This window comes from Catenulispora rubra, assembly GCF_015356825.1.
Taxonomy (GTDB): Bacteria; Actinomycetota; Actinomycetes; order Streptomycetales; family Catenulisporaceae; genus Catenulispora; species Catenulispora rubra.
This window is the reverse complement of record NZ_JAACYW010000029.1, coordinates 35,669-58,457: the sequence shown is the minus strand read 5'-3', so window position 1 is coordinate 58,457 and position 22,789 is coordinate 35,669. Positions and strand designations below refer to the sequence as shown.

Here is a 22,789-nt window from a genome sequence, read left to right as displayed (position 1 = left end):
TCCTGTCAGGGATGGGTTCGGCGTCGCACGATCCGTACGACGATCAGCACGATGGCGGCCGCCCAGACGACGGCAAGGACGGTCCACAGACCGGTGGCGTAGTTGCGGGGCAGCGCGGAGGGCATGGCGGCGTCGCGTCCGTGTCCCAGGACCGCGGGCAGCGCGATCGCGACGATCAGCGCCGTGGCGATGCAGGCCCCTTGCACGATCGGACGCGCGACGACCGGTACGACCTTCCCGATCAGCCACCCGGCCGCGAGCGTCAGCGGCAGCGCGAGGACGAGGACTCCCAGCGTCACCTTCACGACGAACTTCAGGTACGGCGAGGTGCCCAGGCTCGCCGCGCCGCCGCCGAACAGCGCGAAGGCGATCATCGCGACGCCCGCGGCGACCAACACCCGCCGGGCCCAGGCCGTGCCGCTCATGTCGGGCTTCGGGATCATCATGTCGCGCTCCCCACGAGCACTCGCGAGAGCCACTTGGTCTGTAGGACGCCGGGGCGGTCCGGCGCGATGAGGCGGCACGGGTAGCCGTGGTCGACGTGCAGCGGCTCGCCGCGCAGCCGCAGCGCGATCAGCGTGTGCGGGTCCCGGGTGTGCGGCGGGTCGACGACCGAGGTCGCGTAGGCGCTGTACTGCTGGAGCGAGACCACCGTGACCTGGCTGCCGTGGTCGCCGCCGACGAGTGCGACCAGGTCGCGCAGCGGGACGCCGGTCCAGTCGGCGCTGGAGCTCCAGCCCTCGACGCAGGCGATCGGGAGCGTGGCGGTGGTCTGTTTCATGGCGGCGAGGTCGTCGAGGCTGAGCCGGACGCTCCCGGTCGGACCGGTCACCTCCAGCCGCCAGGCGGGATCGGCAGCCGCGGTCCGCACGCCGGCGGCCTGCGCGGAGGCGTTCACCGGCAGCCCCTGCGGCCCGACCCGCGGATCGCGGTCGGCGAGCACCGACACCCCGGCCAGCGGCCGCACCGTCTCCCCCACCGTCGCCACCGTCACCGCCGCCGAGGTCGCGGCGATGGTGCCGAGCAGGCCGCGCCGGGTCAGGCCGGTCGGCGGCTGGCGCAGCGGCCGGATCGGCGCCGACAGCGCGCGCCGGATCACCGGCAGCTTCACGCCGACGTGGACCAGCAGCGCGCCGAGGGCGATCCAGGCGGTCCAGTAGTGCAGGACGGTGAAGAAGAAGCCCATCGCGGCGTACCAGCGTGCGATGTTCAGGACGCCGGAGATCACCTGCACGAGGGCGGCGGCCACCAGCACCAGGACGCTGACCCGCTCGATCAGCTGGGCCCAGTCCTTGACCTGGGTCCACTTCTTGACCGTCGGCAGGTTGAGCAGCCGCGGGAACACCGCCCAGAGCTTGGCGGCCAGCAGCGGGATCGAGGCCAGGCCGGTCGCGACGTGCACGCCCTGGGTCACGCGGTAGAGCCAGACCGGCCGGGCCGGCCACCAGAACCAGGACGCCGGGTGCTGGATCTCGTGGCTGATGAAGCCGGTGACGAAGCAGACCCCGAACATGGCGCCCAGCCACAACCCGAGCTGGCTGGTCAGTCTCGGGCTACGGAGTTTGGAGGGGAACGCCTTCATGACTGTCAGGCTAGGGAGCGGGCCCGGTCCCGGCGCGCCGAAATCGGTCATTCCGGCCTTACGGAAGAGTGACGGCTGGTCGCCCGACACGCAGCCCGACACCCGGCCCGACACGCCGACCGGCTCGGACGGCCGCCTCCGAGGCCGCGCGAACGCTAGCATCGACGCTGCAAGCGAGCCTTTTCCGGGGTGTCCGGCAGTCCGGCAGGCTCCGCGGATCCAGCATGGTCGGCGAGGGGAGTTTCGAGATGTCCGGGGCCCAGATCGTCGGCCTGGTCTTCGCCGTCTTCGTGGTGGTCGGCGCCTGCTTCCTGGCCCTGGTGCTGGTGCGCGTCACCGAGCTGCTGCTCACCATCAAGGGCACGCTGACCACCCTGACCACCACCGCGCTGCCCCTGCTCGAACAGGCGGAGCAGGCCGCCAAGACCGGCAACGCCGGCATGGTGAAGGTCGCGGCCATCACCGAGAACGTCCAGACCGTGACGGACAACGTCGCGGCGGTGAGCGCCGCCGCGGGCGCGGTCGCGGGCGGCCCGCTGGTGAAGACCGCCTCGTTCAGTTACGGCGTCCGCCGGATCATCACCTCGCGCCGCAGCCCAGACCGCGCGAAGCAGGTCAAGAAGGAGCTCGCGGCCGAGCGGCGGGGGCGACGCGGCGAAGCCCGATAGCCTCCGGGTTCTCGATCGTGGAGCGGCTGCCGTCTCTGGCGTTCGTATGGTGCGGCCCGGCGATTCGCCACTCCGACACTGCCACGCATCCGCCCCTGTCCCTTGAGCTGTCACCCTGTCCCAGGCCTGATCATCTCACCAGCGGGTCCGAAGCTGCTTCGCGCTGTCGAGCGTCAGGTTGACGACCAGCAGCCGGTCACAGCCCACGCCGTATGCGCGGCAGCCAGTCCGAGATGGCCATGGGTGCCGCGCCGACCAAGAGCAGGACTGTGCACGCCACAGTCCCCGCCCCCACGGTCTTGAGGACGAATCTCGCCACGCCGGTGTCAGCGAAGTCGCCGGTGGCCGGGTCCAGCGCGACCGTCAGGACGTGACCGTCCGGGTAGACCTCATGGGCATTGTGCTCCTCTTCCCGGGAACGCCCCTGGTACGACCAGTGGTAGACGCAGCTGTCGGTCGGCGTGTAGTCGCCGGAGATCTCGCGGCACCCGTCGACGGACGCGGCGACCGACACGGTCGGTCTGTGGGTGGCCTGCCACTCGTGTATCGCATCCCGGGCGATCAGCAGGCAGGCCGCCAAGGTGAAGACGAACAGCAAGGCGAAGGATGCCGCCTGGCGCCCCTCGTCGCCGTCTCTGCCTCGGAAGGATCCGCGGTCCAGGACGTGGGCCAGGCCCCAGACCGCGCCGACGACAGCGAGATACGCCGACGCCTCCGCCCACCCGATACCGGGTCCTCCCCAAGGCCACAACCGGATGCCGACCGCGCACGCCAGCCCCAGCGGCACCACCACCAAGCCGGCCCATGCCAGAGCCCGGACCTTGACTCCCCCACTGTTCACGATGTCCCCCCCTTTCTTCTCCCGCCGGCATCACATCGATCGCTGACGCCACGGGCTTCAACGATCAGGCGGCGAAGCACGCCGGCTCCGCCTCGGCAGCCGGTCGGCCTCGGTGGCTGGGCTGTCCGCTCGCGCACCGCCTCAGCTTCCTGTCACCGCCGCCGGCCCGGGGTCCGTCGTCGCCGTCCCGCCTCCTCCTCGGTGGGACTGTGCACCTCCCGCCAGGTCATCACCTCATCGGCGATGGCCAGCGCCCCACCGGGAGCAATCTCCTCCAGCTCTTCCAGGACCAGTGCCCAGCCGCCAAGGAACACGGCCCGGGCGGCCAGCCTGCGGGCGCCGGCGGGATCCGACACCCCCACCAATTCGGCAAGCGCGCGGGCCCGCGTCTGGCTCAGGAGGATCGTGTGGGCGAGATTCTCGGCCCTCTCCTGCTCACCCTGCCGGGCCAGGGCGACGACGACGTCGATCAGCGCCTCCCCCCGCCCCCAGCGGTCGGGGATGGCGGGGATGAGGGCTTCGGCCCGGGCCGTGTCGCCCTGCCGGGCCAGCTCGCCGACGACGGCCATCAATGCCCGACTCCGCGCCCAGCGGTCTGCGAAGCCCCGGGCCAGGACCTCGGCCTGGTCCGGGTACCCGGACCAGGCCAGCGCCTCGACGATCTCGGCCTGACGCGCCGCGCGCAGGTACGGCTCGACGATCCAGTCGACCAAGGCCATGGCCCGTTCGACCTGCCCGTGCCGGGTCAGCAGAAAGATCAGCGCCTGCCGCAGCTGGAGACTGTCGAAGGCGGCGTCGGAGCGGAGCAGTTCCTCGCCCCGGTCGGCCAAGGCGAGGGCGACCTTTCGGTCGACGGTCTCGGTGACCGCCTCCAGCAGGTCGGCCACGATCGCCGGGTCGAAGAGCGGGCGGGGGCGGGCCAGGATCCTGAGACACAGCACATCTGGGTCGTCGTCAGCCTCCTGCAACCCCGCCGCCTCAGCCTCGGCTGCCTCGGCTGCCTCAGCCTCAGCTGCCTCAGCTGCGGCGGCACGGGCCAGGCTGCGCAGCACGGCGTCAAACCGCTCCAAGTCCCCGTTTCGGGCCTCGAACTCCAGCACCGCGACGAGAAGCGCGCGCTGTCCGTTGCCGTTCAGGCTCTCGCGCCGGACCAGATCCTCCACACGATCGGCGAACGTGCCGGCCAGAACGTGGTCGCCGGCGGCATGCGCGATCTCCATGGACGTAAGGAGCACCCGCCCCAACCCCGCACCGCCACCGGCGCACTCGGCGGCCCTGGCGGCGTACCCGAGCGCGGCGGGGAAGTCGCCGCAGTCCGCCACCGCCTCCGCCAGCCCGGCCCAGGCCCGCGGCCAGTTGTGCGGGTAGCGCACCGTCTCCGCCAGGGCGGCGGCGCGCTCGCGTGCACCGGCCCGAGCCATCGCCGGGACGAGGCCGACCAGGGCGTTGTCCCGCAACGAGCGGTCGGTCAGCGACTCGGCGAGCGCCTGCGCACCGTCCAGGTCTCCGGCCGCACCGGCCATCTGCACCAGGCGGACGAGGTCCTCTTCCAGCTTGGACCGGCCCGGCTCCGACCCAAGCAGCTCGACCGCCCGGGTGAGATGGCCGGCACGCACGAGCACTGACGCCAGGTCCATGCCGGCGCTCTTGTCCTCCTTGTGGTGCACCGCCAGCCGCAGGACCGTCAGCAGGCAAGGGATGAAGCCGCTGTGCAGCAGGCCGTCGTCCCCGCTGCACAGCGGAGCCAGGCCGACGCGCTGGTCCCGCAGTCTCCTCACATAGAGCCAGTGGCCCATCTGAGCCAGCCCCTTTGGCATACACAACCCCCTCGCCGACGGCCGAGCCCTCGCGCCGCGCGAGGCGACCGCCACGTGAACCGACACGATAGCCCGATGGCCGCCACACAGCTGACCGAAATTCGCGCGAGGCACTCCGTTGATCTTTCAGCCGCCTGCCTTTCGCGCGGCCAGGGTATCTTTGGTGGCCCAAGTGCGAATAAGGAGCCTGATCATGCCGAGTGCGCGTCGGCGGTCGAGGAAGCTGATCGGTGCGGTCGCGGCGTTCGCGGTAGCCGTCCTGGCAACCGCGTGCGGCAATGGCAACAGCCCGAGCCCGGTGTCGACTCCCACGGACGCGACCACGGCACAGGAGCCGTCCGCATCCCCATCGTCGCCGGACACCGCTGCGATCGGTGCGCCACAGGCCACCTTCTACAACCTGCTGGACGCGTGTTCCGGCAAGGCTGTCCCGGGTGCGGCGGCGTATACGGGTTCCGGGCCGCACCCCGTGGCGTTCTACGACCTGCCGATCCGAAGCGACCAGCCCCAGGACGGCACGATCCTCGGCGAACCCGACACATGGAGCGGCGGCCAACCGTACGACGTCCAGTTGGTCGCCTGCGTCGCCGCCGCCTCCGGCCCGGTCGCGAAGACCTGTGATTACGGCTCCGTCGTACCGGAGGCCATGACCATGCACTGGGGCGAATACACGATCACGCTCTACCGTGCGACGACGGCTGCGAAAGTCGCGGTGGTGAAGATTCAGGGCGCCGACGACAGCTGCCCCGCCTCGATCACGGCCCCCACGGGCGACAACGGCCCCGCGCCCGAAACCTCCACCGTCACGGCCGACCAGCTCACCAAAGCTTTGGGCGGCTACATCAACTGATGACGCAGCCGCCCTTTCCAGCACCCCGACCGCTCAGTCAGCCCGCCGACCCCTGACTGAACGCCGCGTCGAACGACGCCCGGGGCGGCTCGATCGCCGCCAGCCCCCGCACGAATGCCAGCGCCTCCGGCGCGCCGACCAGGCGGTCCATCCCGGCGTCCTCCCACTCGACGCTGATCGGGCCGTCGTAACCGATCGAGTTCAGCATCCGGAAGACCTGCTCCCACGGCACGTCGCCGTGCCCGGTGGAGACGAAGTCCCACCCGCGCCGGGGGTCGCCCCACGGCAGGTGCGAGCCGAGCCGTCCGTTGCGGCCGTTGAGCCGGCGCACCGCGTCCTTGCAGTCCACGTGGTAGATCCGGTCCCGGAAGTCGTACAGGAACCCGGCGGCGTCCAGGTCCTGCCAGACGAAGTGGCTCGGGTCGAAGTTGAGCCCGAAGGCCGGCCGGTGGCCGACCGCCTCCAGCGCGCGCACCGTAGACCAGTAGTCGTAGGCGATCTCGCTCGGGTGCACCTCGTGGGCGAAGCGCACCCCGACCGAGTCGAACACGTCCAGGATCGGAGTGAAGCGCTCGGCGAACTCGGCGTATCCGGCCTCGACGACATCGGCGGACACCGGCGGGAACATCGCCAGCAGGTGCCAGATCGGCGAGCCGGTGAAGCCGATGACGGTCCGCACCCCGAGCTCGGCCGCGGCCCGCGCGGTGTCGGCGAGTTCGGCCGCGGCGCGCGTCCGGACGCCCTCGGCCTCGCCGTCGCCCCAGATCCGGGGCGGGAGGATGTCCCGGTGCCGGCCGTCGATGATCGCGTCGCACACCGCCTGGCCGACCAGGTGCGTGGAGATGGCGTGCACCTGGAGCCCGTGCTTGGCCAGCAGGGCCTTGCGACCGGCGACGTAGCCGGGCTCGTTCAGCGCCCGGTCCACCTCGAAGTGGTCACCCCAGCAGGCGATCTCCAAGCCGTCGTAGCCCCACTCCGAGGCCAGCCGGCAGACCTCCTCGAAGGGCAGGTCGGCCCACTGGCCGGTGAACAGGGTAATGGGCCGCGTCATCGTTCCTCCTCCACAGCTGTCCACGCCGATCTGTTCCGGGCACTGTCCTCCACCGCCGCCAGCACGCCCTGCACGTACAGCCCGTCGGCGAACGACGGCACCGGCGGCTTCCCGGCCGCGATCGCCTCGACCAGGTCGCGCTTCTGGTTGACGAACGTGTGGTCGTAGCCCAGGCCGTGGCCCGGCGGCCACCACGCGTCCAGATAAGGATGCTGCGGTTCGGTGGCCAAGATGCGGCTGAACCCGGCCCCCGCGGCTTCGGCGGTCGCGTCATAGAACTGCAATTCGTTCATCGCCTCGAAGTCGAACGCGACGCTGCCGTCCGAGCCGTTCACCTCGATCCGCATCGCGTTCTTCCGCCCCGGCGCGAACCGCGTGGCCTCGAACGTCGCCAGCGCCCCGCCCTCGCAGTCGGCGAAGAACACCGCCGCGTCGTCGACCGTCACCCGGCCCCGCTCGCTCCCGGCCGCCCCGCTCAGGCCCGACGCCGAGGTCGCCAGCGGCCGCTCCTCGACGAACGTGCGGGTCAGGGCACTGAGACCGGTGATGCGCCGACCGGTCAGGAAGTACGCGAGATCGACCAGGTGCGCGCCGAGGTCGCCGAGCGCCCCGGATCCCGCCTCCTCCTTGCGGAGCCGCCACACCAGCGGGAACTCCGGGTCGTTGATCCAGTCCTGCAGGTAGACGGCCCGGATGTGCCGGACGTCGCCGACCCTCCCCTGCGCCACCAGATCCCGCGCCAGTGCGAGCGCCGGGGTCCGCCGGTAGTTGAACCCGACCATCGACAGGACCCCGCGCGCCGCCGCGTCCTCCGCCACCGCCGTCATCTCCCGCGCCTCGTCCAGCGTGTTCGCCAGCGGCTTCTCGCACAGCACGTGCTTGCCCGCGGCCAGCGCCGCCAGCGCGATCTCGGCGTGCAGCGCGCCGGGGGTGGTGATGTCGATGACGTCGATGTCGTCCCGCTCGACCAGCGTCCGCCAGTCGTCAGTCCAGGACTGCCAGCCCCAGGCGCGCGCCGCCTGCTCGACGGCCCCGGCGTTGCGGCCGGCGATCGCGGTCAGCTCGGGCACCAGCGGCAGCTCGACGGCGCGGCCGACGCTCTGCCAGGCCAGCGAGTGCATCCGGCCCATGAAGCCGTGGCCGACCAGGCCGACGCGCAGCGTAGAAGGCACGGTGTTCTCCGCGCTCACGATCCGGCCGCCGGCATCAGCTGCGCCATGTTGAACTCGGCGACGTTCTTGTTGTCCCCGATGCCGCCGCCCCACTGCAGGTAGCCGTTGCGCACGCCGGTGTCGACGTTGTTGAACATCGCCGAGATGGAGAACACCGAGTTCGCGGTCGGCTGCAACGAGGTGAGGTCGGTCCACGGGATCGCGATCTCGTACAACGTGGTGTGGTTCGCGTCGTCCCGGGTCACGGTGACCGAGGCGTCGGTGACCAACCCAGAGCCCTGCGACGGGCTGAACCAGCGGTACAGCTGCGAGCCCGCGGGAGTGAGCGCGGCCCCGTACTCGTAGTGGCCCTCCAACGAATCGTTGCTGGTGGCGACCGACGATCCCGGCACCCCTGAGGTCGCCGACACCTGCAGGCTGTCGCCCTTCCAGATGTCACCGCCGGTGTTCGTCTGGGAGAACGCGGCCTCGGTCATGTCCGCGGTGATGTAGAGGTTCTTGGCGTCCCAGTTGAACCACATCTTGCCCGACAGGTAGGACGCGCCGCCGTACGGCAACGAGCCGACCAGCGAGCCCCACGTCCCATCAGCGGTGGTCGCCATGTCCACGTACGGGCCGTCCTGCACCTGCGCCAGCGTCCAGGAACTGCCCAGGCTCTTGTTGACCACCGGCAGGAAGGTGATGTGTCCGCCCAGGTTCTCCGAGGACAGGCCGCCGGAGATGACGCTGGACACCGTGAGCGGATAGATGGTCGCGAAGCTGATGCCGGTCACCGGGACCGTGACAGTGGTCGACGATCCGGCCGGGATCGTGGCGCTCACCGGCGCGGTGCCCGACAGGCTGCCGAGCTGCCACTTGACCCCGGTGACCGTCGTGGCGGTATCGGAGGGGTTGTTCAGCACGACCTGGAGCGATCCGGCGGCCGGGCCGGTGCCGGTGATGACCGGCGTGGCCTGCTCGGGGGTGGCGCCGGAGGTCACCGTCACCGGGCCGACCGTGGTCTGGGTGTCGGGCCCGGCGCCGCCGGTGAAGGAGGTGACGGCGTCCAGCTCGGTCTGCGTACCGGGGCTCGCGCTCGCTGGGATCGCGACGCTCCAGCTCGCCGTCACCTTCTGGCCGGGAGCCAGGCTGGGCACGGAGACCGGCGTGGTGGCGGTCGCGGTCCAGCCCGTCGGCGTGGTCAGGCCGAGCATCAGGGCGCGCACGGTCTTGGTGCTGGTGTTGGTGAACGTCTCGGTCGCGGTGACGCTGGTCGCCGGCTTCACGATGCCCGGGGCCGCGAGGGTGAACGGGTCCTGCACGACGATCGGGGCGGTGCCGGTCACGCCGTTCACCGTCACCTTGATCGACGCCGCACCCGGCGCGCGCATGGTCACCACGCCGGAGTCGCTGACCGTGGCGACGCGCGGGTCGCTGGTGCTGTAGCGGACGTGGGAGTGCGCGAGGTCGGCGAAGGACTGGTCGTCGTTGACGGCCTCAACGATGTTGGCCGCCGGGGCGTGGTTCTGCTCCAGCGTGGCGTTGGTGTCCGGGGCGATCCAGGGGTTGGCGGCGGTGAGGTCCAGCGTCTGGCCGGCGTTGAAGACCACCTGGTCGGGCTGGACGGCGACGGACTGCACGTGCGGGGTCGTCGTGCCGTGCACGGTCACGGTGCCGGAACCGGCTGCGGTGGCCGAGTCCGGGCCGACCCGGAACTGGTAGGCGCCGTCGGCGACGACCTGCTTCAGGGTGCTCTCGTCCCAGCGGCTGAGGCTGGAGAGCTTCACCGACAGGGAGATGTGCTGGGACTGGCCGGGCTGGAGCGTCTTGGTCTTCTGGAATCCGGCGAGCTGTTCGCGGGCGGTGTCAGCGGTGCCGGCGCCGGGAGGTGCGGCGTAGAGCTGCGCGACGGTGGTGCCGGCGACGGTTCCGGTGTTGGTGACGTCGAAGCCGACGCGCACGGTCCCGTCCGCCGACGTGTTCTGCGGGCCGACCTGGATGTGGGAGTACGCGAAGTCGGTGTAGGACTGGCCGTAGCCGAAGGGGTAGGTCGGGGTCCCGGTGAAGTACTGGTAGGTCCGGCCGAGGCCGGCGGTCTGCGAGGGGGTCAGTCCGTAGTTGTCCATCGGCGCGAGCTGCGCGTCGCCGGCGTACCAGGTGAAGTTCAGGTGCCCGGCAGGGTTCTGCTGGCCGAAGAGGACCTGCGCCAGCGCGGCGCCCTGGCTCTGGCCGTTGTAGCCGCTGAAGACGATCGCCGGGAAGTCCTTCTGGGCGTCCTGGATGTCGTAGGGGCCGTCGGCCTGCATCACCAGCGCGGTGCGCGGGTTGCCGAGCGCCGCGACCTGGGTGATCAGCGAGTCGTAGTTGCCCGGCAGGGCCAGGGTGCTGCGGTCGTTGGCTTCGTCGGCCACGGTCGTGTCGGAGCCGGCGACCACCAGGACCACGCTCGCGGTCTTGATCGAGGCCTGCGTCGCGGCCGAGCACGCGGCCGGCGTGGTGGCCTTGGTGGAGGTGCCGCAGGCGTCGAAGGTGACGGTGGCCGAGGGGTTCGCGGCCTTGACCGCCGCAGTGATGCCCTGCACGGAGTTCACCTGGTACGTGGGCTCACCGGAGTAGCCGCCGAGGGTCACCTTGTTCGCCAGGTCGCCGACGATGACGATGTTGCTTGTCTTCGCGGGGTCGACCGGCAGCAGCTTCGAAGACGTGCCGGCCACGGTGCCGTTCTGCAGCAGCACGATGTCGTTGGCGGCGACCTTCTCGGCCAGCGCCTGGTGCGCCGGGGACTCGATCTGGGTCTTGGTGATCTTCGTGTAGGCGACCTTACTCGCCGGGTCGAACTCGCCGGTCTCCATCCGCACCGTGAACAGCCGGGTCAGGGTGGCGTCGACGACGCCGGTCGAGAGCAAGCCGAGGTCGACGGCCGCGGTGACGTTCGCCGTGGTCATCTCCCCGCCGGCGCAGTTGAGCTGGGTGCCGGCGCGGATCGCGAAGGCCTGGCCGCCGGCCGCCGCCGGGATCTGCTTGCCGGTGGCGTTGTTCGTCCAGCTGGTGCCGTTGCTGGTCCAGCCGGGCGGGGCCCAGCCGTGCGAGGCGGCGCCGTAGACGTCGCCGATCGCGCCGCAGTCGGAGGTGGTGTAGCCGGCGAAGCCGTAGGTGGCTTGCAGGAGTTCGTCGACGGTGTAGGTGTCGGCCGGGGCGGGCGTGCCGTTGACCGCGTTGTAGGAGGTCATGATGCCCGAGACGTGGGCGTTCTCCACCAGGCTGGCGAACTGCTTGGTGTAGTAGTCGCGGATGTTGGCGTCGGTGGTGTTGGAGGTGCCGGTATGGCGGCTGTCCTCGACGTTGTTGAGCGCGTAGTGCTTGGCCGTGGCGGCGACCTTGAGATAAGGGGTCTGCTGCTTGCCGTTGATGGTCTCGCCCTGGTAGCCGTCGACGAACGCGCCAGCCATCGCGGAGGTGAGGTAGGGGTCCTCGCCGAAGGACTCGTTGGTGCGGCCCCAGAGCGGATCGCGGTCCATGTTGACGTTCGGCGCCCAGAACGTCAGCGCGCCGTAGTCGCTCGCGGAAGGGCCCAGGTTGTTCTGCCCGGTCCCCCACAACGACTTGTCCAGTTCGCCGCGCACCTCGTCGGAGATGGCGGTGGTCTCCTGGTAGGTGAGTTGCGGATCCCAGCTCATCGTCGAGGCGAAGTTCACCGGGAAGCTGGTCGCGTGCACCCCGCCGGTGACGCCGCCGCGGTTGGAGTCGGCACCCAGCGTGTTGATCCCGTGCTGCCCCTCACTCCAGTACGTGTACTCCTGCACCCCCAACCGCGGAATCGCCGGCGCACTGTTGGTCTGCAACTGCGCGACCTTCTCCGGCAACGTCATCCGCGACACCAGATCCGCCGCCCGCTCGGCGAACGTGTAGTGCGTGTTCAGATAGATCGGCTGCGCAGCCGCGGCGGCCTGCGCATCAGAGGCGGAGGCCGCCTGCGGACTCGCGTACGCGGCGGCCGGCACGAGGGCCAGGGCGAGGGCGGTACATAGGAGCGTGCGAACTGGGCGCATCATGGGATGCATATAAAACCCACGCTGTTATCGGGGGCAAGGTTGCCGGGGAATCTTTCGCGCTCAGGGCGCTGATCTGGGATAACGCCACTTCATTCACCGCTGGATAACGCGTCGGGTGGCATGGTTTGTCAATTAAGTGGGTTACCCTCGGCGGAGCGGGGGGTTTGGCGTGCGGACACCGTAACCTGTCAGTGCCGCCAGCTATCGTCGTATCAAACGCCACCGACCACCAGCGGCGAAAGGTGTGTGGACCATGACCACATTCGTACTTGTTCCCGGCTTCTGGCTCGGCTCCTGGGCCTGGGACTCGGTCGCCGGGCGGCTGCGCGCCGACGGGCACGAGGTCCACGCGCTCAGCATGCCGGGGATCGCCGAGCGCGTCGGTGAGGCGACGCCGGAGACCGGGGTGGCGGCCGAGGTCGCCGACATCGTCGAGTACTTGCGGGGCCATGAGCTGCGCGATGTCGTGCTGGTCGGGCACAGTGGCGGCAACATGCCGATCACCGGTGTGGCCGACGTCGTGCCGGAGCTCATCGCCCGGCTGGTCTACGTGGACACCGGCCCCATGCCGTCGGGGCTCGGCGTCATCGACTTCGGGCCGCCGGAGGCCCAGGAGGCGCAGCGGAAGCTGGTCGCCGAGCAGGGGGAGGGCTGGCTGCTGCCGCCTCCGGCGTTCGACACGGCCGAGGATCCGGTGAACCTGGGCGGCATCAGCGAGGCGGGCCTGGAGCGCATGCGGGCGCTGGCCACACCGCAGCCGTTCCGCACCGTCACCGACGCGCTCGACCGGCCCGGGGACGTGCTGCCGGTGCCGGCCTCGGCGATCTGCTGCACGTTCAGCCCCGAACAGGTCGGGCAGCTCGCCGGCGTGAGCCCGATCTTCGGGCTGATGACCAAGCTCGACCTGCACCACCTGCCGACCGGGCACTGGCCGATGTTCTCGCGGCCCGATGATTTGGCGGTGCTGCTGGCGGACATCGGTGGTTGATGAAGGTATTCATCTCCTCCGACATGGAGGGCACGGCCGGGGTCGTCGACTGGGACCAGTGCCGCCCCGGCCAGCACGACTACGAGCACTACCGCACCCTGCTCCAGGCCGAGGTCAACGCGGCGATCCTCGGCGCGAACCTGGCCGACGGCCCGCACGAGTTCCTGGTCAACGACTCGCACGGCCGGATGGCGAACCTGCGCCCGGAGCAGCTGCTCGGTGAGGCCGCGTACCTGTCCGGGCACCACAAGCCGCTGTACATGATGCAGGGCCTCGACGAGTCCTTCGACGCGGTCTTCTTCGTCTCCTACCACGGCTCCGCCTCGGCCGGACCGGCCACGCTGTCGCACACCTACAACCCGGCGGCGATCGCGGAGGTCCGGCTCAACGGCGTGCTCGCCGGCGAGTCCGGCATCAACTCGCTGGTGGCGATCGCCTACGGAGTGCCGGTGGTCCTGGTGACCGGCGACCAGACCACCGCGAGCGAACTCCAGCCGTTCTGGCCGGAGGCGCGCGCCGCGGTGGTCAAGCAGTCGATCTCCCGCTTCGCTGCGGAAAGCCTGCATCCGACGCGTGCCAACCGGCTGATCGCGAACAAGGCGAAAGAAGCGATCGAGACCCTGACCGCGACCAGCAGCAAGCCGAGGGCGACGATCGAGCGGCCTGTCACGCTCACCGTGCGTCTGCGCAACCCGGACATCGCCGAGATGGCGACCTGGCTGGAGCGCGTCGAGCCGGACGAGCACGACCCCACCGTCGTGCGGCTGCGCGACGACGACCTCGTCCGGCTCTACCGCACCTTCATCACGCTCGTCACGCTCACCCGCGGCATCGCCGAGTAAGCCGAGTAAGCCGAGCAGGCCGAGCAGGCCGAGCGAATCGAGCCATCAGACTCGCCAGGCCGTTGACACGCCCAGGTCAGCGCGCCACTCCCGCCGTGCTCTCCCGCACCTTCAGCGCGAACGGGGCGCGCACGTCCTCCGGCTCGGGGACTTTCTCGCCACGCCCGCCGCGTATCGGGTCCACCCGCCGGTCGGCCAGGTCCACCGCCGCCTCGGCGATCGCGGCCTTGTCCGGCGCGATCGTCGTCAGCGACGGCAGGCTGTAGCTCCCCTCGGCGATGTCGTCGAAGCCGGCGATGGCGATCTGGTTCGGAAAGGAGACGCCGCGTTCGGCGCCGGCCCGCATCGCGCCGATGGCCAGCAGGTCGTTGCAGCAGAAGACCGCGTCCGGCGGTTCCGGGAGCTGGAGCAGGTGCGCCATGGCCTCGGCGCCGTCGGCACGCTGGTAGTTCTCGACCGGGACGACCAGCGCCGGGTCGTAGGGGATGCCGGCGGCGTCCAGGGCCTGGCGGTGGCCGGCGGTGCGCAGCGCGGCGGTGCCGCCGTTCTTGCCCGGCTGGTCGCCGATCACCGCGATGCGGCGGCGGCCGATGCCGATCAGGTGCTCCACGACGGTGCGGGCGGCCGCCACGTTGTCGATCGCGACGTGGTCGGCCGGGCCGGGGATGTCGCGTTCGCCCAGAAGGACCAACGGGGTCGCCGGATCCGCGCTGAGCAGGTCGTCGGGCTCCATCGCCAGCGGGCTCAGGATCGCCGCGTCGATGCGCTGCGGCCCCATCGAGGTGATGACCGCCTGCTCGCGCTCGCGCGAGCCCTGCGTCTGCTCGACCAGCACGGTCCACTGCCTCCGGTGCGCGGCCGTGATGACCAGGCCGGTGAGCTCGGCGAAGTACGGGTTGTCCAGCTCCGGCACGGCCAGCACGATGAAGCCGGTCCGGCCCTTGCGCAGGTTGCGCGCGCCGAGGTTGGGGCGGTAGCCGGTCTCGGCGATCGCGCGCTGGACCCGCTCGCGGGTGGCATCCGTGATGAAGGCGTAGCCGTTGACGACGTTCGAGACCGTCTTGATCGAGACGCCGGCCCGTTCGGCCACGTCCTTCAGTGTTGCGGGCACCTGTCGGGACCGCCCTTCCCGTGAGTTCCGATCGGCTCAGCCTACGCCTTTACAACGTTGTAGACAACGATGTAGAACTGACCCCACCCCGATTTCCCCCACGTGACGGGGGTCACACGGCCGAAACATATCGGCCGGTGTCAGACAAGTCGTAGACAAGATCACTAGAGATTCGAATCCCTCACAGATCTCGAGGAGCCATGAAGACGCACGTGAAAGTCGCCGCAGCGGCGGTCGCCGCCGCCGGCTTGCTCGCCGCCGCGGGCTGTAGCTCCAGCTCGTCCAGCGGCTCCGGATCCGGATCCGGTGGCAGCGGCGGCGTGGTGAAGCTGTCCGTGCTGACCGGGTTCACCGGCCCGGACGGACCCTCCTACCAGGCGCTGGTCTCCCAGTTCAACGCCTCGCACCCGAACATCAAGGTCACCATGGACATCCAGCCGTGGGACGCGATCGGCCAGAAGCTCCCCGCCGAGTGGGCCACCGGCCAGGGCCCGGACCTGGCCACGCCGAACTTCGACCCCGGCGTGATCTTCAACTACATCAAGACCAACTCGGTGCTGCCGCTGGACGCCTCGGTCGGCACCGGTGACACGCAGATCAACGCCAGCGCGTTCCCGTCCTCGGTGACCAAGGCGTTCACCGTCAACGGGCACCTGTACGCGGTCCCGGCGAACCTGGCGACCGTCGCGCTCTACTACAACAAGGCGATGTTCACCGACGCCGGCATCACCAGTCCGCCGAAGACCTCCGACGAGTTCGTCGCGGACGTCAAGAAGCTGACGCTCGGCGGGGCCAGCCCCACGCAGTACGGCATCTCGCTGGCCGACCACCAGACCATCCAGATGTGGCCGATCCTGCAGTGGATGAACGGCGGCGACATCGTCGGCCCCGACGGCTGCGCCACGATCAACTCAGCGGCCAGCGTGCAGGCGCTGTCGACGTGGGCCGGACTGGTCCAGAACAACCACGTCAGCCCGGTCGGCCAGACCGGCGCGGACGCCGACACGCTGTTCTCGGCGAAGAAGGCCGCGATGGAGCTCAACGGTCCGTGGGCCGCCGACGGCTTCCGCAAGGCCGGGATCGACGTGGGCATCGCGCCGGTGCCGGTGGGCTCGGCAGGTCCCGTCACCGTCGCCTCGACCGTGCCGATGATGGTCGCCAAGAACACCAAGCACAAGACCGAGGCACTGGAGTTCCTGAGCTGGTGGACCGGTAAGACCGCGCAGGCGGCGTTCTCCAAGGGCTCCGGCTTCCCGCCCTCGCGCACCGACGTCACGGTCGACGACCCGAACGTCGCGGTGTTCGCCCAGGCCCTGCCCACCGCGCGGCTGTACCTGGCCGGCCTGCCGGCCTCCTCGCAGATCGACACCGACGTCTACACGCCGCTGCTGGGCCAGCTGACCCGGGGCGCTGACGTGCAGAAGTCGGCCGACGCCGCAGCCAAGTCGATCAACCAGCTGACCGGCTGCAAGAGCTGACGGCGCCGGCGGCCGCGAAGAAGGATGAAGAAGAAGGCAATCGATGGCACATCTCGCTGAACCAGCGGCCGAGGCAGCGAACCGGTCCGCGCCGCGCGGACCGGAGCGCCGGGGACGGAGCCGGAACCGAAGCCTGCGGTCCCGGCTCAACCCCGCGTACCTGTTCGTCGCGCCCGCGCTCCTGTTGGCCGCCGTCTTCATCGTGTGGCCGATCATCCAGTCCGGCTGGATGAGCCTGCACGACTGGACGATCGGCGACGACTCGCACAAGTGGCTCGGCTTCGGCAACTACACCGAGCTCTTCCACGACTCACGCTTCTGGAACTCCCTGAAGGTGACGCTCGTGTACGCGGTGTTCGTCGTCGTCGGCCAGGTGACGATCGGCCTGGCCCTGGCGCAGTGGCTGCGCCGCACCACCTGGTACACGATGCTGCTGCGCTCGGCGTTCTTCTTCCCGACGATCGCCTCGCTGGCCGTCACCGGCATCGTCTGGAAGTTCCTGCTCGACCCCCAGGTCGGGCTGGTCGACGGCTGGCTCGGCAAGCTCGGCTTCCACGCGCAGGCCTGGCTGCAGGACACGCATCTGGCGCTGCCGGCGCTGATCGCGGTCGGGATCTGGAAGAACTTCGGGTTCTCGATGATCGTCCTGCTGGCCGGCGTGCAGGGGGTCAGCAAGGAGCTGCTGGAGGCCGCGACGCTGGACGGCGCCGGCGCGGTCGCGCGGTTCCGGCACGTGACCCTGCCCGCGCTGCGCCCGGCGATCCTGTTCTGCGTCGTGATCGGCACGGTCAACGCCCTCCAGCTGTTCGACCTGACGTACGTGATGACCGACGGCGGCCCGTTGTTCCACACCGAGTCCATCGTCATGTACCTGTACCAGCGCGGATTCGTCGACTTCCGGCTCGGCTACGCCAGTGCCATCGCCTGGGTGCTGTTCCTGATCATCATCGCCGTGTCCGTCGTGCAACTCCGAATGCTGAGGTACCGCGATGACGACTGAGATGCCGACCGGCACCTCCTCGCTCCCGGCCGCACCGTCCTGGGCCGCGCCGATGCTGCGCGCGGCCAGGACCACCGCCAGGGTCCTGGCCTGGACGGTGCTCTCGATCGCGGCGCTGGCCACGGTCGTGCCGTTCCTGTGGATGCTCGGGGTGGCCTTCCGCACCCCGGCTGACCTGTACGCGGACCCGGCCCGGCTGTGGCCGGACCACTGGTCGGTCTCCGGCTTCCACGCGGTGTTCACCCAGCTGCCGTTCCTGCGGCTGGCGCTGAACAGCATCGTGTTCGCCGGCGGCACCACGGTGCTGCTGCTGCTCATCGACTCGCTGTGCGCCTACGCGCTGGCCCGGCTGCGGTTCCGCGGGCAGAACCTGGTGTTCTGGACCATCCTGGTCACGCTGATGGTGCCGTTCCAGGTGATGCTCATCCCGCTGTTCCTGACCGTGTTCCACCTCGGCTGGCTGAACACCTTCCAGGGCCTGATCATCCCGCGCTCGGTGAGCGCGCTGGGGATCTTCATGCTCCGGCAGTTCTTCGTGAAGATCCCGCGGCAGCTGGACGAGGCCGCGCGGGTCGACGGGGCCGGGCCGCTGCGCATCTACTGGCGCATCATCCTGCCGCTGGCGCGGCCGGCGCTCGCCTCGCTGTTCGTCATCCAGTTCATGGCGCTGTGGAACGACTTCCTGTGGCCGCTGGTCATCTCCAGCAGCACCGACATGCGGACCCTGCCCTCGGCGCTGACGCTGTTCTCCAGCACGTCCGGCGTGGACCACGCCGCGCTCATGGCCGGCGCCGCCATCTCCCTGGCCCCCCTGGCCATCGCCTTCCTGCTCGCCCAGCGGTTCTTCACCGAGGGCATCGCCGCAACAGGTATCAAGTAAAAAGGACCATCCCCTTGCTGACAGCACATGCCACCCTCGACCCGGCCTTCCGGATCGCCCCGGTCGACCGCCGCCTGTTCGGCTCCTTCGTGGAGCACATGGGCCGCTGCGTCTACGGCGGGATCTACGAGCCTGGACACCCCGAGTCCGACCCCGACGGCAACCGCCTGGACGTCCTGGAACTCACCCGCGACCTGGGGATCAGCGTCATCCGCTATCCCGGCGGGAACTTCGTGTCCGGATACCGCTGGGAGGACGGCGTGGGCGCGGTCTCCGAGCGGCCGCGCCGCCTGGACCAGGCCTGGCGCTCCATCGAGACCAACGAGTTCGGCCTGAACGAGTTCATGACCTGGACGAAGCTGGCGAACGTCGAGCCGATGATGGCGGTCAACCTGGGGACGAGGGGGCTCCAGGAGGCCTGCGACCTGCTGGAGTACGCCAACCACCCGGGCGGCACGCACTTCTCCGACCTGCGCCGCAAGCACGGCGTCGAGCAGCCGCACGACATCAGGCTGTGGTGCCTGGGCAACGAGATGGACGGCCCCTGGCAGACCGGCCACAAGAGCGCCGAGGAGTACGGCCGGCTGGCCGCCGAGACCGGCAAGGCCATGCGCCAGGTCGATCCCAGCATCGAGCTGGTCGCCTGCGGCAGCTCCAACGCGATGATGCCGACGTTCGGCTCGTGGGAGTCCACGGTCCTGGACCACACCTTCGACTACGTGGACTACATCTCCCTGCACGCCTACTACGAGCAGCACGGCGAGGACCGCGCCAGCTTCCTGGGCGCGGCGGTCGGGATGGACCGCTTCATCGACGGCGTGGTGGCCACCGCGGACCACGTCGCGGCGAAGAAGAAGTCCCGCAAGCGGCTCAACCTCTCCTTCGACGAGTGGAACCTGTGGCAGGAGAGCCGCTTCGCCGGGCACACGAACCTGAACTGGGAGCAGGCGCCGCGGCTGATCGAGGACACCTACACCGTGCAGGACGCGGTGGTGTTCGGCAGCCTGCTGATGTCGCTGCTGCGGCACGCCGACCGGGTCGCCATTGCGTGCCTGGCGCAGCTGGTGAACGTGATCGGCCCGATCCGCGCCGAGCCGGACCGCCCGGCCTGGGCGCAGACCATCTACTTCCCCTTCGCGCTCACCGCCCGGCACGCGCTCGGCGAGGTGCTGCGCGTCGAGACGGCGACCGACGTCTACGACACCGCCGAGCACGGCGACGTCCCGCTGGTGGACGTGGTGGCCACACACGACCCGGACAGCGGGCAGGTCACGGTGTTCGCGATGAACCGCGCCACCGACGGCCCGGCCCGCCTGGAGATCGACCTGCGGGCGTTCGGCGACCTGGTGGTGGCCGAGCACGTGCACCTCGGCGGCGCGCAGGACCTGGACGCTGTGAACTCGGCCGAGGCGCCGCAGGCGGTCGCGCCGGCCGGCGTCGAGGGCACGACCACCGAGGGACGCAAGCTGGCGGCCTCGCTGCCGCCGGTGTCCTGGAACATGATCCGGCTCGTTCCCGCCAGTCGGTGACGCAGCCGCCCCAGTCTCCCCGGCCAGTGACCTGCCGATCGCTGGCCGGGTGAGCCACATCTGGCGTAACCGGCGGACCCTCTTCCCTCCCGCCGGTGAACTTTGCCCGGGCGCATCCGTCCCACTCCATCGAGCAAGTGATTGGAACCCTATGTTCAATCGCTCCGCCTCGGCGTCGCCACGCCGATTGCTCTCTGTTCTGGGCGCGCTGCTCACAGTCGCGTTCATGCTGATCCTCAGTCCATCGTCGCAGGCTTCTGCGGCTCCGAAGCCGGCAGCGGCGGCCGCCTCGACCTCCCTGCCCTGTGACGCCTTCAGCAACGGCGGCACTCCGTGCGTCGCCGCGTACAGCTCCGTGCGCGCGATGTACGCGACCTACAACGGCCCGCTCTACCAGGTGACGCGCGCCTCCGACGGCGCGGCGTCCGACATCGGCCTGCTGGCGGCCGGCGACTACGCCAACGCCGCCGCGCAGGACGCGTTCTGCGCCGGCACGGTCTGCACCATCACGAAGGTCTACGACCAGTCGGCCAATCACAACGACCTGACCATCGCCCCGGTCGGCGACGCCGGGTCCAGCGACGTGGGCGCCCGCGCCGACGCGCTGCCGATCACGGTCGGCGGCCACAAGGCCTACGGCATCGCCACGTTCCCGCGCACCGGCTACCGGCGCTCCGTCGGCACCGGCGTGGCGACCGGGAGCCAGCCGGAGTCGATCTACGAGGTCGCCAGCGGCACCAACGCGACCAACGGGTGCTGCTCGGACTTCGGCAACGTGGAGAACCAGTCGAAGGACACCGGCGCGGCACATATGGACGCGCTGATCATCTCCACGTACTGTTCGGCGTCACCGTGTACGGGCCCGGGCCCGTGGATCCAGGCCGACCTGGAGAACGGCGTGTTCATGGGCGGCGGTTCCAGCAACCCGTCCAACACGAGCCTGCACAGCCCCTTCGTCACGGCGGTGCTGCGGAACGACGGGACGGCGAACTTCGCCCTGGACGGAGGTGATGCGACGCAGCCGAATGTGCCATCGCTGTACAGCGGCGCCCTGCCATCGGGCTACGCGCCGATGAAGAAGGAGGGCGGCATCGCCCTGGGCACCGGCGGCGACAACAGCAACGCCGCCCCGGGCGCCTTCTTCGAGGGCGCGATGACCACCGGCTACGCCTCGAACGCCACCGTCGCCTCGCTCCAGACCAACATCTCCTCCGCGGCCTACACCGGCACCTCCGGCGGCGGGCCCGGCGTCGGGATCACCGGCCCCGGCGGCAAGTGCCTGGACGTCTACGGGGACGACAACGGGGCCAACGGCACCAACGTCGATCTGTGGGACTGCAAGCACGACGCGGTCGACCAGCACTGGGAGTACATGCGGAACGTGCCGCTGGTCTACATCACCGGCGGGACCCCCGAGTACCAGAACGACCTGAAGACGCTGGGCCGCTGCCTGGACATCAAGGGGAACGGCACCGCCTCCGGGACCCAGGTCGAGCTGTGGGACTGCAACGGCGTCGGCGGGCAGCAGTGGGTGCCGCAGGCCAACGGCACGCTGCTGAACCCGCAGTCAGGGCTCTGCCTCACCAGCCCCGGCGGCAGCACCGCCAACGGCACGGTCCTGGACATCGAGGCCTGCACCGGCAGCGCCGGCCAGCGGTTCGTCATCTCCCCCGGCCCGGTGTTCCAGAGCACGCCGATCAACGCCCCGGCCGGCAAGTGCGTCGACAACGCCAACGGCATCTCCGGCGCCGACGGCGCGAACGTCGTGCTCAACGCCTGCGCCCGCGAGGCCAACGGCCAGGCCTGGTGGAAGAACTCTGACGGCTCGATCACCGCACTCGGGCTGTGCCTGGACATCAAGGGCAACGTCACCACCCCCGGCACGCAGGTCGAGCTGTGGGATTGCAACCAGGTCGGCGGCCAGAAGTGGGTGCAACAGGCCGACGGCTCCCTCCTGAACCCCCCATCAGGCCTCTGCCTGACAGCACCCGGCGGCAACACCAGCAACGGCACCGTCCTGGACATCGAGGCCTGCACGGGCAACGCCTCACAGAAGTTCCTCGTGTCCGGCGGCGCACCCGTCAACGCCCCAGGCGGCAAGTGCATGGACGTCACAGGCGACGACCGCTACGGCGGCTTCGGCTTCCCGGTGCAGCTGTGGGACTGCCAGCAGACCGCGGTGGACCAGCACTGGGTGCACACCGCGGCCAACACGCTGGAGACCCTGACGCGCTGCCTGGACATCGACGGCAACTCGACCGCCGTCGGCGCCAAGGTGGAGCTGTGGAACTGCAACGGCATCGGCGGCCAGCAATGGGTACAGCAGGCCGACGGCACACTGCTGAACCCGCAGTCGGGCCTGTGCCTGACCGACCCCGGCGCCAACACCGCAAACGGCACGGTGCTGGACATCGAAGCCTGTACCGGCGCGACGAGCCAGGTGTTCACCTACCAGAGCACCTCAGCACTGACCCCCGGCACAGAGGTCTCCTTCCGCGCCACAACACCGTGCTGCACCTCGGACTACATCCGCCACCAGAACGGAGTGGCAAAGATCTCGGCCATCAACGGCGGCAACCCCACCCTGGACAAGCAGGACGCCACGTGGATCGTGCACCAGGGGCTGAGCAACAGCGCATGCCTGTCCTTCGAGTCCAAGGACTTCCCCAACGGCTACCTCCGCCAGAACGCGGGCGCCGTGTACCAGCAGCAGAACGACGGCACCCCGCAGTTCGCCTCCGACGCAACGTTCTGCCCCGCTCCTGGGCACAACGGGCAAGGCGTGTCGCTGGCGTCGGCGGCAAACGCCGCGCTGTTCCTGCGGCACTACAACGGGCAGGTGTACATCGCCAGCAACGGCGGCCCGGACCCATGGGACAACGCGACGTCGTGGACGGACGACACGAGTTTCATCCCGACGCCGGCTTGGGCTCCGTGACGCGGGGCTGA

General features: G+C 70.0%; 17 protein-coding genes. 9 read left to right on the top strand and 8 right to left on the bottom strand.

All coding sequences use genetic code 11. The annotated features are described in order from the left end of the window. Window positions 1-5: 5 nt before the first annotated feature. Together GWK61_RS11340 and GWK61_RS11335 are read right to left on the bottom strand one after the other, a co-directional pair. Entirely contained in the window at window positions 6-446 is a 441-nt protein-coding gene (locus tag GWK61_RS11340) for a hypothetical protein (protein ID WP_194908182.1), read from the bottom strand. Further along, window positions 443-1,582: a molybdopterin-dependent oxidoreductase gene (locus tag GWK61_RS11335; protein ID WP_228562121.1), complete on the bottom strand. Its 1,140-nt coding sequence runs from the start codon at window positions 1,580-1,582 to the stop codon at window positions 443-445. The genes GWK61_RS11340 and GWK61_RS11335 overlap by 4 nt, the downstream gene beginning before the upstream one ends. A 248-nt stretch (window positions 1,583-1,830) precedes the next feature. On the opposite strand from GWK61_RS11335, the gene GWK61_RS11330 reads away from it, so the two are divergent. Beyond that, on the top strand, window positions 1,831-2,250 hold the full coding sequence (locus tag GWK61_RS11330; RefSeq protein ID WP_194908178.1) for a hypothetical protein: 420 nt from the start codon (window positions 1,831-1,833) through the stop codon (window positions 2,248-2,250). Window positions 2,251-2,446: 196 nt separating this feature from the next. Here GWK61_RS11330 and GWK61_RS11325 read toward each other — a convergent pair whose 3' ends face one another. Both GWK61_RS11325 and GWK61_RS11320 read right to left on the bottom strand, forming a co-directional pair. Further along, on the bottom strand, window positions 2,447-3,091 hold the full coding sequence (locus GWK61_RS11325; protein ID WP_194908176.1) for a hypothetical protein: 645 nt from the start codon (window positions 3,089-3,091) through the stop codon (window positions 2,447-2,449). A 152-nt stretch (window positions 3,092-3,243) separates the two neighbouring features. Continuing rightward, a complete protein-coding gene (locus GWK61_RS11320) occupies window positions 3,244-4,908 on the bottom strand; it encodes a hypothetical protein (protein ID WP_194908175.1) in 1,665 nt (554 codons plus the stop codon). Between the two features lie 193 nt (window positions 4,909-5,101). Between GWK61_RS11320 and GWK61_RS11315 the strand changes: the two genes are divergently transcribed. After that, entirely contained in the window at window positions 5,102-5,758 is a 657-nt protein-coding gene (locus tag GWK61_RS11315; protein ID WP_194908173.1) for a hypothetical protein, read from the top strand. 37 nt (window positions 5,759-5,795) lie between these two features. On the opposite strand, the gene GWK61_RS11310 is transcribed toward GWK61_RS11315, so the two are convergent. From GWK61_RS11310 to GWK61_RS11300, 3 genes are read right to left on the bottom strand one after another with little or no spacing between them, the layout of a single operon-like run. Continuing rightward, the gene (locus GWK61_RS11310; protein ID WP_194908170.1) at window positions 5,796-6,809 is read right to left on the bottom strand and encodes a sugar phosphate isomerase/epimerase family protein; all 1,014 of its coding nucleotides are present in this window, start codon (window positions 6,807-6,809) and stop codon (window positions 5,796-5,798) included. After that, window positions 6,806-8,002, bottom strand: a complete 1,197-nt coding sequence (locus tag GWK61_RS11305) for a Gfo/Idh/MocA family protein (protein ID WP_194908202.1) — start codon at window positions 8,000-8,002, stop codon at window positions 6,806-6,808. Before GWK61_RS11305 ends, GWK61_RS11310 begins: the two co-directional genes overlap by 4 nt. Beyond that, a complete protein-coding gene (locus GWK61_RS11300; RefSeq protein WP_194908169.1) occupies window positions 7,996-12,021 on the bottom strand; it encodes a glycoside hydrolase family 3 C-terminal domain-containing protein in 4,026 nt (1,341 codons plus the stop codon). Before GWK61_RS11300 ends, GWK61_RS11305 begins: the two co-directional genes overlap by 7 nt. A 244-nt stretch (window positions 12,022-12,265) precedes the next feature. Here GWK61_RS11300 and GWK61_RS11295 point away from each other — a divergent pair, with 244 nt between their 5' ends. Together GWK61_RS11295 and GWK61_RS11290 are read left to right on the top strand one after the other, a co-directional pair. Beyond that, window positions 12,266-13,000: an alpha/beta fold hydrolase gene (locus GWK61_RS11295; protein ID WP_194908167.1), complete on the top strand. Its 735-nt coding sequence runs from the start codon at window positions 12,266-12,268 to the stop codon at window positions 12,998-13,000. Further along, complete coding sequence (locus GWK61_RS11290; protein WP_194908165.1) at window positions 13,000-13,842, top strand: M55 family metallopeptidase; 843 nt, start codon at window positions 13,000-13,002, stop codon at window positions 13,840-13,842. The genes GWK61_RS11295 and GWK61_RS11290 overlap by 1 nt, the downstream gene beginning before the upstream one ends. A gap of 76 nt (window positions 13,843-13,918) precedes the next feature. On the opposite strand, the gene GWK61_RS11285 is transcribed toward GWK61_RS11290, so the two are convergent. Continuing rightward, the gene (locus tag GWK61_RS11285) at window positions 13,919-14,953 is read right to left on the bottom strand and encodes a LacI family DNA-binding transcriptional regulator (protein ID WP_194908162.1); all 1,035 of its coding nucleotides are present in this window, start codon (window positions 14,951-14,953) and stop codon (window positions 13,919-13,921) included. 200 nt (window positions 14,954-15,153) lie between these two features. Between GWK61_RS11285 and GWK61_RS11280 the strand changes: the two genes are divergently transcribed. The 5 genes from GWK61_RS11280 to GWK61_RS11260 all read left to right on the top strand — a co-directional run bounded on the left by GWK61_RS11280 (window position 15,154) and on the right by GWK61_RS11260 (window position 22,778). Beyond that, window positions 15,154-16,431, top strand: coding sequence for an ABC transporter substrate-binding protein (locus GWK61_RS11280; RefSeq protein WP_194908160.1), 1,278 nt, complete (start codon window positions 15,154-15,156; stop codon window positions 16,429-16,431). A 43-nt stretch (window positions 16,432-16,474) separates the two neighbouring features. Then, window positions 16,475-17,431, top strand: coding sequence for a carbohydrate ABC transporter permease (locus tag GWK61_RS11275; protein ID WP_194908158.1), 957 nt, complete (start codon window positions 16,475-16,477; stop codon window positions 17,429-17,431). After that, window positions 17,421-18,311 carry a carbohydrate ABC transporter permease gene (locus tag GWK61_RS11270; protein WP_194908156.1) on the top strand — a complete coding sequence of 297 codons (891 nt, stop codon included), beginning with the start codon at window positions 17,421-17,423 and terminating at the stop codon, window positions 18,309-18,311. The genes GWK61_RS11275 and GWK61_RS11270 overlap by 11 nt, the downstream gene beginning before the upstream one ends. Window positions 18,312-18,325: 14 nt before the next feature. Beyond that, window positions 18,326-19,840 carry an arabinosylfuranosidase ArfA gene (arfA, locus tag GWK61_RS11265; RefSeq protein WP_228562119.1) on the top strand — a complete coding sequence of 505 codons (1,515 nt, stop codon included), beginning with the start codon at window positions 18,326-18,328 and terminating at the stop codon, window positions 19,838-19,840. A 226-nt stretch (window positions 19,841-20,066) separates the two neighbouring features. Continuing rightward, a complete protein-coding gene (locus GWK61_RS11260) occupies window positions 20,067-22,778 on the top strand; it encodes an arabinofuranosidase catalytic domain-containing protein (RefSeq protein ID WP_228562118.1) in 2,712 nt (903 codons plus the stop codon). Window positions 22,779-22,789 lie beyond the last annotated feature (11 nt).

Coding starts and splice junctions, on each gene's coding strand:
- GWK61_RS11340 (WP_194908182.1), bottom strand. CDS start 446: ATGATGATCCCGAAGCCCGACATGAGCGGCACGGCCTGGGCCCGGCGG.
- GWK61_RS11335 (WP_228562121.1), bottom strand. CDS start 1,582: ATGAAGGCGTTCCCCTCCAAACTCCGTAGCCCGAGACTGACCAGCCAG.
- GWK61_RS11330 (WP_194908178.1), top strand. CDS start 1,831: ATGTCCGGGGCCCAGATCGTCGGCCTGGTCTTCGCCGTCTTCGTGGTG.
- GWK61_RS11320 (WP_194908175.1), bottom strand. CDS start 4,908: ATGCCAAAGGGGCTGGCTCAGATGGGCCACTGGCTCTATGTGAGGAGA.
- GWK61_RS11315 (WP_194908173.1), top strand. CDS start 5,102: ATGCCGAGTGCGCGTCGGCGGTCGAGGAAGCTGATCGGTGCGGTCGCG.
- GWK61_RS11310 (WP_194908170.1), bottom strand. CDS start 6,809: ATGACGCGGCCCATTACCCTGTTCACCGGCCAGTGGGCCGACCTGCCC.
- GWK61_RS11300 (WP_194908169.1), bottom strand. CDS start 12,021: ATGCATCCCATGATGCGCCCAGTTCGCACGCTCCTATGTACCGCCCTC.
- GWK61_RS11295 (WP_194908167.1), top strand. CDS start 12,266: ATGACCACATTCGTACTTGTTCCCGGCTTCTGGCTCGGCTCCTGGGCC.
- GWK61_RS11290 (WP_194908165.1), top strand. CDS start 13,000: ATGAAGGTATTCATCTCCTCCGACATGGAGGGCACGGCCGGGGTCGTC.
- GWK61_RS11280 (WP_194908160.1), top strand. CDS start 15,154: ATGAAGACGCACGTGAAAGTCGCCGCAGCGGCGGTCGCCGCCGCCGGC.
- GWK61_RS11275 (WP_194908158.1), top strand. CDS start 16,475: ATGGCACATCTCGCTGAACCAGCGGCCGAGGCAGCGAACCGGTCCGCG.
- GWK61_RS11270 (WP_194908156.1), top strand. CDS start 17,421: ATGACGACTGAGATGCCGACCGGCACCTCCTCGCTCCCGGCCGCACCG.
- GWK61_RS11260 (WP_228562118.1), top strand. CDS start 20,067: ATGCTGATCCTCAGTCCATCGTCGCAGGCTTCTGCGGCTCCGAAGCCG.